Source organism: Phenylobacterium sp. GW821-FHT12F10 (assembly GCF_058806695.1).
On record NZ_JBXAPY010000005.1, the window covers coordinates 157,345 to 168,517 of the forward strand.

Genomic DNA, 11,173 nt, shown 5'->3' on the forward strand with positions numbered 1-11,173 from the left:
ACCATGTCACTCATCCTGCGTCGCGGGCCGCTTTGCGGCTTCGTGAGCGCGATCGCCCTGGTCAGCGCACTTGCGCCCGCCGGCCGGTCATTCGCCGAGCCCGCCCCGGCTTTCGCGGAGCTGCTTCGCCAATCCCAGGCGTCGGCCCCCCAACTCGCCGAGGCCGTCGCCGGAGTGCGTCAGGCCGAGGGCGTCTCACGCCAATCGGCGGCGCGGCCGAACCCCACCGCCACGGTCGGGGTCGAGAATTTCAACGGGTCGGGCCCGTATCGCGGGAACGACCTGGCTGAGACAACCGTCTCGATTGGCCAGCCGCTGGAACTCGGCGGCAAACGGAGCGCCCGGATCGCGGCGGGCCGCGCTGGCCTCGACGCGGCGCGGGCCCGGCTGACCCAATCGCGGGCCGACTTCGCCTTCACCCTGGCGGCGACCTACGCCCAGGCCGAGGCGGCCGAACGGCAGGTCGCCCTGGCGCAGGAGTCCCTGACCCTGGCGCAGGACGTGCTGCGGGTCGCCCGCGCCCTGGTGGAGGCCGGTAAGGAGGCGGAACTGCGCAGCCTGCAGGCCCAGGCGGCGGTCACCGCCGCCCGCGCCGACCTGGACGCCGCCCGGGCCGAGCAGGTTGGCGCCTTCGCCCGCCTGACCGCCCTGGTGGGATCGCCGACGCCCTTCACTTCGCTTGGTGAAAGCCTGCTGACGCGGCCCGGCGGCGCAACGCGTCGTCCGGTGGATCTGTCGACCACGCCCGCGGTCCTGGCGGCTGAGGCCGAACGGGAGGCCGCCGCCCGTCGGGTGCGGGTCGAGCGCACCCGCGCCGTGCCGGACCTGACGGTGTCGGCCGGCATGCGCCGGTTCAGCGGCGACGGTTCCACCGCCGTGGTGGCGGGCTTCTCCCTGCCGATCCCGGTGTTCGACCAGAACCGCGGCAACATCACCGCCGCCCAGGGCGAGCTACAGGCGGCCGAGGCGCGCCTCAACGCCGCGCGGCTCGACGCCCAGGCGGAGCTGAGCACGGCCCTGTTCCAGGTCGACGCCGCCCAGACCCGCGTCGCCGCCGCCATGGACGGGGAGGGGACGGCCGCCGAGGCCTTCCGCCTGACCCGGATCGCCTACGAGGCGGGCAAGGCGCCGCTTGTCGAATTGATCGCCGCGCGCCGGTCCCTGGCCGATGCGCGCGCCCAGACCCTCGAAGCCCAATTGGCGCGTCTGCGCGCCGAGGCCGGCCTGGCGCGCCTGGAAGGCCGCCCCATTGGAGACCGTTGATGCCTCGTAAATCCCCCACCCTCAGCCGTCAGTGGCTCCTGGCGGGCGTCGCGCTCGTCGCCGCCACCAGCGCCGGCTTCACCGCTGCCAAGCTGACCACACCCAAGGCCGCGTCAGTCGTAGAAGCTTCCGCGGACGGGGAAGCGGAAGTTGCGACGGCAAGCGCCCTGGACATGGACCTGGCCCGCTTGGTCGCCTCCGGTGTCCAGGTCCAGGCGGTCGCCGTCGGCGGCCTGGCCGCCGAGATCGTCGCCCAGGGCACGGTCGAGGCCGAGCCCACCGGAATGGCGGTGCTCACCGCGCGGGCGTCAGGCTCGGTGGCCCGGGTCACCAAGCGCCTGGGCGACCCCGTGCGCGCCGGCGAAACCCTGGCCCTGGTCGAGAGCCGCGAGGCCGCGCAGATCTCCGCCGACCGCAGCGTGGCCTCCACCAAGGCCGACCTGGCCCGCAAGGTCCTGGCTCGCGAGCGCCGGCTCTACGAGCAGAAGGTCAGCCCCCGTCAGGACTATGAGGCCGCCCAGGCCGAGCTGGCGGCGGCCGAGGCTGAGGCGCGGCGCGCCGCCACGGCGGCGGGGGCCGCATCCGTCTCCCGCGACGGCCGCTATCTGGCGGTGACCAGCCCGATCTCCGGGCGCATCACCGCCATGGGGGCCAGCCTGGGGGCTTTCGTACAGCCGGAGACCGAGCTGTTCCGGATCTCCGACCCCGCCAAGATCCAGATCGAGGCGGCGGTCACCGCCACCGACGCCCAGCTGATCCAGCCGGGCGACACCGCCGTGGTGGAGGTCAACTCCGGGGCCGTGGTCAATGCGGTCGTCCGGTCCGTCACCCCCGGGGTCAGCGAGGAAACTCGCTCGGCCACCGTGGTCCTGACGCTCACCGGGGACGCCAGTGTCCTGCAGCCGGGCCAGCTGGTGCGGACCCGGATCACGTCTCGCCGGTCGGCGACCAGCGGGATCGTGGTCGCGGAGGAGGCCGTGCAGACGATCGATGGCCATGACGTGGTGTTCGTGCGCACGCCCAAGGGCTTCCGGGTGCAGCGCGTCGCGCTCGGCCAACGTTCCGGCGGCCGCGTGGCGATCACCGAGGGCCTCGCCGGCGGCCAGCAGATCGCGGTGAAGAACGCCTTCCTCTTGAAGGCCGAGCTCGGGAAGGGCGCGGAAGAAGAATGACCCATTCCCTCGAGCGCGGAGACTTGGCGCAATGATCGGCCGCATCCTTTCTCTCGCGGTGCAGGGACGCTGGTATGTCGTCATCCTGACCCTGATGATCGCCATATACGGCGGCTGGCAGTTGACCAAATTGCCGATCGACGCCGTCCCCGACATCACCAACAACCAAGTCCAGATCAACACCGTCTCCCCGGCGCTGTCGCCGATCGAGATCGAGAAGCGCGTCACCTTCCCGGTGGAAACCGCGCTCGCCGGAATCCCCGGCCTGGAGACCACCCGCTCAATCTCCCGCAACGGGTTCAGCCAGGTCTCGGCGATCTTCACGGAGAAGACCGACCTCTACTTCGCGCGGCAACAGGTGGCCGAGCGACTGACCCAAGCCCGCGACAGCCTGCCGGCCGGCGTGCAGCCGCAGATCGGGCCGGTGACCACCGGGCTTGGCGAGGTCTTCATGTACTCGGTCGAGTTCGCCAACCCCGGGGGCCGCGGCGCGGCGCGCCGGGATGGCGTCCCGGGCTGGCAGGCCGACGGCGCCTACCTCACTCCGGAAGGCGAGCGCCTGGGCGACCCTGTCGCCCAGGCCGGCTACCTGCGCACCGTGCAGGACTGGATCATCCGGCCGCAGCTGCGGACCGTGAACGGGGTGGCCGGCATCGACTCCATCGGCGGCTACGCCAAGCAGTACGTGGTCGAGCCCGACCCCTCCAAGCTCGCGGCCTATGGGGTGTCCTACACCGACCTCGCCAAGGCCCTGGAGGCCGCCAACCTGTCGGTGGGCGCCAACTTCCTGGAGCGCTCCGGCGAAGCCTATCTGGTGCGCGCCGACGCCCGGGTGCGCGACCTGGACGAGATCGAGAACGCCGTGATCGCCACCCGGGGCACAGTCCCGGTCGCGGTGCGCGATGTCGCCACGGTCCGGGTCGGGGGTGATCTTCGCACCGGCGCGGCCAGCAAGAACGGTGATGAGGTCGTCATCGGCACCGCCCTGATGCTCATCGGCGAGAACAGCCGCACCGTCGCCAAGGCGGTGGGCGACAAGCTGGCGAAGGTCAAGACGTCCCTGCCGCCAGGCGTCGTGGTCCAAACCACCCTCGACCGATCGGTGCTGGTCAACGCCACGGTGGCCACCGTCCAGCGCAACCTCACCGAAGGCGCCATCCTGGTGGCCGCCACCCTGTTCCTGCTGCTGGGCAACGTCCGCGCCGCCCTGATCGCGGTGCTGATTATCCCGTTCTCGTTCCTGATGATGGCCATCGGCATGAACAGCCTGAAGGTGCCCGGCAATCTGATGAGCCTGGGCGCCCTGGATTTCGGTCTGATCGTCGACGGCACGGTGATCATCATCGAGAACTGCCTGCTACGGCTGGCGGAAAGACAACACCATGAAGGCCGGCTCCTGGCGCTGCGCGAACGCCTGGAAACCGTCCTGCGCGCCGCCCAGGAGATGATCCGGCCGACGGTCTATGGCCAGGCGATCATCTTCCTGGTGTTCGCGCCGCTGCTCACCTTCACCGGCGTGGAGGGCAAGACCTTCTCGCCCATGGCCATCACCATCATGCTGGCCCTGGGCGCGGCCTTCATCCTGTCGCTCACCTTCGTCCCGGCCATGGTGGCGATCCTCATGCGGGGCAAGGTGGCCGAGAAGGAGGTCCGGATCATCCAGTGGTCCAAGCGCTGGTATGAGCCCGTCCTGCAGCGTTCGATCGACCGGCCGTGGCCGTTCATCGGCGGCGCCATTGGGGTCTTCGCCCTGGCCGGGGTGGTGTTCACCACCCTGGGGCAGGAATTCATCCCCCAGCTCGACGAGAAGAACGTCGCCATGGGGGCGCTGAAGATCCCGTCCACGGCCCTGGAGCAATCCAAGGCCATGCAGCAGCAGGTGGAGAAGGCGGTCAGTTCGCTGCCGGAAGTGGAGATGATGTTCTCCAAGACCGGCACCGCCGAGGTGGCCACCGACCCCATGCCCGTGAACCAGTCGGACGGCTTCATCATCCTCAAGCCGCAGAAGGACTGGCCAAAGGGGGTCGAGTCCAAGGCCGACGTGATCGCCCGGATCGAGGCCAAGGCGGCGCCCTTGCTGGGCAACGCCTACGAGGTCACCCAGCCGATCCAGATGCGGTTCAACGAACTGATCGCCGGGGTGCGGGGCGACGTGGCCATCAAGCTCTATGGCGACGACCTGGAGAAGATGAGCGCCGCGGCCGCCAAGATCGGCGCGGCCTTGCAGTCGATCCCGGGCGCCGAAGGGGTCCGCGTCGAACAGACCGCCGGCGCGCCGACCCTCGAGGTCCGGTTCGACCGGGCGGCCATCGCCCGGTTCGGCCTGACCGTGGAGGAGGTCGCCGACACAGTCTCCGCCGCGCTCGGCGGCCGTGAAGCCGGCGAGGTCTTCGAGGGAGACCGGCGCTTCGACATCGTCGTGCGGGTGCCGGCCGGTCAACGCAACGACCTGAATATCCTGGGAGCCTTGCCGGTGATGCTTCCGGCGGCCGATGGGCAGGTCAAGCGCTCGGTGCCCCTGCGCGAAGTGGTGCAGTTCCGGTTCTCCGACGGCCTCAACCAGGTCAGCCGCGAGGACGGAAAGCGCCGGGTGGTCATCCAGGTCAATGTCCGCAACCGCGACATCGGCTCCTTCGTGACCGAGGCCCAGGCCAAGGTCTCGCAGGTGGCCCTGCCCACCGGATCGTGGATCACCTGGGGCGGCCAATACGAGAACCTGAAGGCGGCCACCGCGCGGCTCAGCCTGGTCGTGCCGATCTGCTTCATCGCCATCTTCGCCTTGCTCTACATGGCGCTGGGCGGATTGGCGCGGGCGGGGGCGGTGTTCGCCGCCATCCCCCTTGGCCTGGCGGGCGGGGTCTTCGCCCTGGCGGTAACCGGCATCACCTTCTCCATCTCCGCGGCGGTGGGCTTCATCGTGCTGGCCGGGGTGGCGGTTCTGAACGGCCTGGTGGTCATGACCAGCATTGGCCAGCGGATCGACGACGGCGCGCCCTTGGCGCAGGCCATCTACCAGGGCGCAGTGGAGCGGTTCCGGCCGGTGTTGATGACCGGATTGGTTCCGGCCATCGGCTTCATCCCCATGGCCCTGGCCCACGGCACCGGCGCCGAGGTGCAGAAGCCCCTGGCCATGGTGGTGATCGGCGGGTTGATCACCGCGACGGCGGTCACCCTGGTGGTGCTGCCGGCCATATCGCTCCTCATCCTCCGCCTGGGCCGCGATCGAAATGTCCCAGATGACAGCCCGGCGGCGCTGTCCCCCACCACGCCGTGACCGGGGCGCTGGCGTGGACCCCCATCCACGCCGGCGGATCCCCTTGAGTGAAGGAACGCCTATGACGCGACTACGGAACCGCAAAGCGGCCAACGTGACCGCTCTCCCGTCTCGGGCGGATCGACCCTGGACGAAGACCTCTCCATCCCATTCGCCAACATAATCGGAAGGCAGATCTCAATGCAGAGCCCTGGCCAAGCTGTCCTACTTCGCATCTACACCGATGAACGCGCTCTGGTCGGCGATCGCGCCCTGGTGGACGTGATCGTCAGGCGCGCGGCCGACGCCCACCTCGCCGGGGCCACGGTCCTGCGCGGGCGCAAGGGGTTTGGCGAGTCGGCCCGGATCCACGAGGCACGGGCCTTCGACCTCAGCGACAACCTGCCGGTGGTCATCGAGATCGTGGATGAGGAAGATCGCCTGCGCGGATTCATCGCCACGCTGCAGGACCTCAAGGACATCGGTCTGGTGACTTTCGAGAAGGTCGAGGTGCTGCGCTACGGCGGCCATCACGCCGAGTCGCATCCATGACGGCCAGACCAGTTCCGCCTCGCGGTGGGGACGACGCTCGCCGTTCGGCCCGATGCGCTGTGCAGCGGCTGGCGGGCAGGGCCTGGGAGCGTGTATCCTGCGGGTTTGCGGCCCCGTCGCGCCACGCCGGCCGGGTGGGGTTGGTCGCGACCGTGCTCGTCGGACTGGGCGCCGGCTTCCTTCTGGGCGGCCAGGCCGCTGCGGTGGTGACCCGGGACTCGACGGCCTCGACCGACGTGCGGACGCAGCCGAGTGCGGCGGTCTCGAGGATCGGCGTGGACCTGGATGGCGACGGCCGCCTCGATCTGGCCAGACCCGTCGACCATGCCGTCCGGGGTGTCGACGCCTACGGGTCGGGCGCTTTCGGCGCACCTCGGGACGGCGGACGTCGCGCCCATCAGGGAGTCGATCTTGTCGCGGCGCCGGGTGAGCCGATCCGCGCGCCGATTTCGGGGATCGTGACCCGGCTCGGCGAAGCCTATGGCGGGCGAGACGGGCTGACCTACGTGGAGATCGCCAACCCAGCGACCCGCTACATCGCCCGCGTCCTCTATGTCGGGCCGGCAGTGCCCTTGGGCCGGAGGGTCGCCGCCGGCGACTTCATTGGACAGGCGCAGGACCTGGCCGGGCGGTATCCGGCCGGCATGACCAACCACGTCCACGTCGAGCTGACCGGCAGGCGGGGAGGCCGCCTCGATCCGCTCGTGGTGCTGCCGACCGCGTCCGGCCCAGACCGCGGACCGACGGCGTGACAAGCCGCCCCCGACATCCCAGGACCGGCGGGTCCCCAAGGCCCGTGCTCTGGGCGGTGGCCCTGTTGGTGGCCTCGGCGGCGTTCCTGGCCGTGGCGCTGGCCCTGCTGTTGTCGCTGCCCGTTCACCCCCGGCTGGGTGCGGCGGCGGTTCTCCCGGAGGGACGCCAAACCGGACTTCCGCCGGCCCACGCCGCTGCTGTGCGCGGCGCCTTGGCCCCCTACCCCAAGGGCGTTGCGTGACGCGCGCCATGACCCTGACCCGCAAGACCCGAACCGGCCTGGAGGCCCCCATGAAACAAGCTTTGCCGCTGCTGATGATCGGCCTCGCCCTGGCGGGCCCGGCGGACGCCCAGACCGGGCGGACCAGCCGAACGGGCCTTCCGCCGGCCTCCCGCGCCTCCCGGCCCGCGCCGCGGGGCCGAGTCGCCCCGCCGCCGCCGCCCCTGGTCAGCCTGAGCGAAATCGTCGGCGTCGGTGTCGTCGAAGGGATTGATCGCGGGGCAGGACGGGTGAGCCTAGCCTATGACGCGATCGAGGGACTGAACTGGCCAGCCGGGCGAATGCCGTTCGTCCTGAGCAAGACCGCCCTGCTCGACGGGGTGGCGGTGGGCGACAAAGTGTGGTTCCGGCTGGACAGCCAGCAGATCGTCGACCTGCGCCCCTTCGGGCCCGCCAAGTCCCAAGCCACCGCCGCGCCGCCGCCCGACCCGGCCTGGGCCGTGCGGCCGGACGCGCCGCGATGAGTGCGGTGGCTACGGATCGGTCGGCTGCGAGGTTTGGTCCCCTCCGGAGCAGTTTAGCCTTCGCCCCGACGGCGAGGGCGGCGGGCGGGTGTTCCGGCGCGGCGGCGCCGCATGCCTTGATCTTAGCCCTCGTGAGTCCCGTCAAAACCATGCTTATCTGGCTCGTCGCGCAGGCGGCCCTATGGACCTCTGCGGACACCGAAACGCGACGAAGATCGCGCCATATGGGGGAGAAGCATGGAAGCCTCAGGTTCAGCTGTCCTGCTGCGGATCTACACCGACGAGCACGCCCTGCACGGAGACCACTCCCTGGTGGAGGACATCGTCCGCCGGGCCCGGAGCGCCCGTCTCGCCGGGGCGACCGTCCTGCGCGCCATCCAGGGGTTTGGGCAGTCGGCCCATGTGCATCAGCACCGCCCCTTCGACCTCAACGACAACCTTCCGGTGGTGATCGAATTGATCGACGAGGAGCAGCGCCTACGGGATTTTGTCTCGCAACTGGGCGATCTGCGCGAGATCGGCCTGATGACCATGGAGAAGGTCGAGGTCCTTCGCTACGGCGGACGAGCGGCCAGACCTGCGACGACGATCTAGCGACCCTGAGCGTGACGTCTCGCGGTGGCCGACGGACCGATGGCAGGCCCGCGATCTCGGTCGCCGTCGATGCAAGGTCCGGAACGCAGAGGGGGCGCGTCACAATGAGAACGATGTTTGTCTTGGCCTTCGCCGCGAGCCTGATGGGGTGCGCGACAGGTCCTTACGGCGGCGCCAAGCTTGTGGAGGCGCCGGTCTCGGTCCAGGCCCCACGCGGCTTCGAATTGGGCAAGCCGGATCTGCTCGCGGGCCCGGACGGCGTGCGCGTCCATGGCGCGCTCTGCCGAAAGATCGCCTGGGGACTCGCGCCGACCCGTCTGCGCCTGGAGTTGCTGACCTCAGCCGGGGATCCGGTGGCGGAAGTCTCCAAATCGATCTGGGGTCTGACGCCGCACCGGCGAGGCTGCGGCTTCTACAATCTGCCCACCAACTGGCGGATTGAACCCGGCCAGACCCTTCGCCTAACCGCCGAGTGAAGGGGCCGCGGCGGATGAGCGGGGTCCACGGGGGCCGCCGCCGGCGCGGAACGGGCGCCCGTTCGCGGTGTCGCCGCATGATGCAGGTCCTCCTCTTCACCTTGGCGCCGATTGGGGCGGCGATCCTCGGGGCCGGGCTGACGGCCTGGCGGCGTCCCGGGCCCCAGCTAGTGAGCGCCATCCAGCATTTCGCGGCCGGGGTGGTCTTCGCCGCGGCGGCGGGCGAGATTCTCCCGGACCTGAAGCACGCCGGTGCGGTCTGGCCGGTGATGATCGGCGGTGGGGCGGGCATCGCCGTCATGCTGTTGATCCAGACCCTGGAGGCGCGGGCCTCCGGTCGGGTGGCGATGCTGACGACGATCGGCGTCGATATCTTCATCGACGGCTTGGTGCTGGGACTGGCCTTCCTGGCAGGCCAGACCCAGGGACTATTGCTGACCATCGCCCTGACGATTGAGATCCTCTTCTTGGGTTTGACCATCGCCGTTGGCCTGGAGACGCGAAGTCGGTTCCGGTCGGTCGCGGTGACCGCGCTCCTGGTGCTGCTCCTGCCGCTGGGGGCGCTGCTGAGCGCGCCGATCAGCCTGCTCCCGGGGCCTGTCGTGACCGGATTCCTCGCCTTTGGCCTGGTGGCGCTGCTCTACCTGGTCACCGAGGAACTGCTGGTCGAGGCCCATGAGACTCCGGATCGGCCCTGGATCGCGGCGATGTTCTTCGTCGGCTTCCTGCTGCTTTTGCTGCTGGCCGACCTGATGGAAACCACGCCAGAGTCGCAGGGTCTTCCGGCCGCCGCGTCGTCCGCTCCGACGAGCCTCGGATTAAGTTCTTGCTCCTCTAGCGACTGGAGATGTGACCCTGCCCGCGCAATCGGAGCTCGACATGGCTGGACATCACGACACGCATGATCACGACGTCAGCCACGACCACGGCTCTGGAGGGCACGATCATGGCCACGGCGGACACGGTGGCCATGGCCATGCCCCGGCCAATTTCGACCGCGCCTTCGCCATCGGGGTGGGCCTGAATGTCGCCTTCGTCGCCATCGAGGCGACCTATGGGATCATCGCCAATTCCCTAGCCCTGCTGGCCGACGCCGGCCACAATCTCAGCGATGTCGCCGGGCTGCTCCTGGCCTGGGGCGCGACCTGGCTGAGCCGGAAGAAGCCGACGTCCAAGCGCACCTATGGCTATGGCCGGGCCTCGATCCTCGCCGCCCTGGGCAACGCCGTCCTGCTGCTGATCGCTGTGGGCGCCATCGCCTGGGAGGCGATCCGCCGCTTCGATACGCCGAGCCCTGTGCAGGGTGAGACGGTGATGATCGTCGCGGGTATCGGCATCGTCATCAACACAGCCACGGCGCTGCTGTTCATGCGCGGTCGGAAATCCGACATCAACATCCGCGGCGCCTTCCTGCACATGGCGGCGGACGCCGGAGTTTCGGCGGGCGTGGTCCTGGCGGGGCTCGCCATCCTCTATACAGGCTGGTTGTGGCTCGATCCCGTCGTCAGCCTGGGCATCGTCGTGGTGATCGCCCTCGGAACCTGGGGCCTGATGAGGGACTCCCTGGCGATGGCCATAGACGCCGTTCCAGAAAGCGTTGACCGCGACAAAGTGCATGCGCACCTCGCCAGCCTGCACAGCGTGGAGTCCGTCCACGACCTGCACATCTGGCCGCTGAGCACCACCCAGATTGCGCTGACCGCTCACCTGGTTCGGGCGGACGGCAAGGTGGACGACGCCTTTACGGCGCAGATCGCCGATCAGCTCAAGACAAAGTTCGGCATCAATCATGTCACCCTGCAGTTCGAGACCGGCGACGGTCCGCCCTGCGCTTTGGTTTCGGACGACCTGGTCTAGGGTTTGGAGGCCCGATCGGCTGGGCTTCGAGCCAGCCGACGAAGCATCTCCACCGTGGCGAAGACGGCGAAGGCCCCGATGCCGACTTCGGAGAAGTTGAAGGGGGGAATCGCGAACCCGAACGGGTGAAGCGCAATGAAATGGGTCAGCGTCCGGTCTGGCAGTTGATCGAGCAGATCACCCAGGAAGCCGCCGAGCCCGAGGCTGATAGCGACCGCTGACGAGGCCCGCCGAATCCTGACCAGCAGCAACAGCAAGGCCACGGCGGCCGCCGCAGAACCCAGTAGCGAGGCGGCGGGCCACACCGCCGCATCGTAAGACAGTCGAAGGTCCAGCCACGGCGTCAGCACCTGTCGATGGTCGGACCCATACATGAGGCGGTCTTCGAGCAGGGCCTTGGCCGTCAGGTCCCAGCACGCCCAGACGATGGCGATGAAGACGCCGAGCGGCCATTGGGTTCGCGCCCTTGGTTGGACATCTGTCTCTGCTGGGGGAGCCATCGCCTCGCC

General features: G+C 69.5%; 11 protein-coding genes. 10 read left to right on the forward strand and 1 reads right to left on the reverse strand.

The features are described from left to right. The first annotated feature begins 3 nt into the window (after positions 1-3). The 10 genes from AC1RN5_RS21825 to AC1RN5_RS21870 all read left to right on the forward strand — a co-directional run bounded on the left by AC1RN5_RS21825 (position 4) and on the right by AC1RN5_RS21870 (position 10,664). On the forward strand, positions 4-1,263 hold the full coding sequence (locus AC1RN5_RS21825) for a TolC family protein (RefSeq protein WP_493043911.1): 1,260 nt from the start codon (positions 4-6) through the stop codon (positions 1,261-1,263). Further along, a complete protein-coding gene (locus AC1RN5_RS21830; RefSeq protein ID WP_493043912.1) occupies positions 1,263-2,435 on the forward strand; it encodes an efflux RND transporter periplasmic adaptor subunit in 1,173 nt (390 codons plus the stop codon). The genes AC1RN5_RS21825 and AC1RN5_RS21830 overlap by 1 nt, the downstream gene beginning before the upstream one ends. A 31-nt stretch (positions 2,436-2,466) precedes the next feature. Next, positions 2,467-5,709: an efflux RND transporter permease subunit gene (locus tag AC1RN5_RS21835; protein WP_493043915.1), complete on the forward strand. Its 3,243-nt coding sequence runs from the start codon at positions 2,467-2,469 to the stop codon at positions 5,707-5,709. A 255-nt stretch (positions 5,710-5,964) separates the two neighbouring features. Further along, entirely contained in the window at positions 5,965-6,240 is a 276-nt protein-coding gene (locus tag AC1RN5_RS21840) for a DUF190 domain-containing protein (protein WP_493043917.1), read from the forward strand. A gap of 152 nt (positions 6,241-6,392) precedes the next feature. Beyond that, positions 6,393-6,992 (forward strand): peptidoglycan DD-metalloendopeptidase family protein, encoded by a 600-nt coding sequence (locus AC1RN5_RS21845; RefSeq protein ID WP_493043919.1) that lies wholly within the window; start codon positions 6,393-6,395, stop codon positions 6,990-6,992. Positions 6,993-7,242: 250 nt separating this feature from the next. Beyond that, positions 7,243-7,737 carry a copper-binding protein gene (locus AC1RN5_RS21850; RefSeq protein ID WP_493043921.1) on the forward strand — a complete coding sequence of 165 codons (495 nt, stop codon included), beginning with the start codon at positions 7,243-7,245 and terminating at the stop codon, positions 7,735-7,737. A 237-nt stretch (positions 7,738-7,974) separates the two neighbouring features. Next, entirely contained in the window at positions 7,975-8,331 is a 357-nt protein-coding gene (locus AC1RN5_RS21855) for a DUF190 domain-containing protein (RefSeq protein ID WP_493043923.1), read from the forward strand. A gap of 122 nt (positions 8,332-8,453) precedes the next feature. Beyond that, positions 8,454-8,807, forward strand: a complete 354-nt coding sequence (locus AC1RN5_RS21860) for a hypothetical protein (RefSeq protein ID WP_493043925.1) — start codon at positions 8,454-8,456, stop codon at positions 8,805-8,807. A 77-nt stretch (positions 8,808-8,884) separates the two neighbouring features. Beyond that, a complete protein-coding gene (locus tag AC1RN5_RS21865) occupies positions 8,885-9,712 on the forward strand; it encodes a ZIP family metal transporter (RefSeq protein WP_493043927.1) in 828 nt (275 codons plus the stop codon). Beyond that, positions 9,687-10,664, forward strand: a complete 978-nt coding sequence (locus tag AC1RN5_RS21870; protein WP_493044100.1) for a cation diffusion facilitator family transporter — start codon at positions 9,687-9,689, stop codon at positions 10,662-10,664. Before AC1RN5_RS21865 ends, AC1RN5_RS21870 begins: the two co-directional genes overlap by 26 nt. On the opposite strand, the gene AC1RN5_RS21875 is transcribed toward AC1RN5_RS21870, so the two are convergent. Beyond that, on the reverse strand, positions 10,661-11,164 hold the full coding sequence (locus AC1RN5_RS21875; protein ID WP_493043929.1) for a signal peptidase II: 504 nt from the start codon (positions 11,162-11,164) through the stop codon (positions 10,661-10,663). The two genes, AC1RN5_RS21870 and AC1RN5_RS21875, sit on opposite strands and share 4 nt — an antisense overlap. Positions 11,165-11,173: the final 9 nt, after the last annotated feature.

Coding starts and splice junctions, on each gene's coding strand:
- AC1RN5_RS21875 (WP_493043929.1), bottom strand. CDS start 11,164: ATGGCTCCCCCAGCAGAGACAGATGTCCAACCAAGGGCGCGAACCCAA.
- AC1RN5_RS21855 (WP_493043923.1), top strand. CDS start 7,975: ATGGAAGCCTCAGGTTCAGCTGTCCTGCTGCGGATCTACACCGACGAG.
- AC1RN5_RS21835 (WP_493043915.1), top strand. CDS start 2,467: ATGATCGGCCGCATCCTTTCTCTCGCGGTGCAGGGACGCTGGTATGTC.
- AC1RN5_RS21825 (WP_493043911.1), top strand. CDS start 4: ATGTCACTCATCCTGCGTCGCGGGCCGCTTTGCGGCTTCGTGAGCGCG.
- AC1RN5_RS21830 (WP_493043912.1), top strand. CDS start 1,263: ATGCCTCGTAAATCCCCCACCCTCAGCCGTCAGTGGCTCCTGGCGGGC.
- AC1RN5_RS21870 (WP_493044100.1), top strand. CDS start 9,687: ATGGCTGGACATCACGACACGCATGATCACGACGTCAGCCACGACCAC.
- AC1RN5_RS21850 (WP_493043921.1), top strand. CDS start 7,243: ATGACCCTGACCCGCAAGACCCGAACCGGCCTGGAGGCCCCCATGAAA.
- AC1RN5_RS21865 (WP_493043927.1), top strand. CDS start 8,885: ATGATGCAGGTCCTCCTCTTCACCTTGGCGCCGATTGGGGCGGCGATC.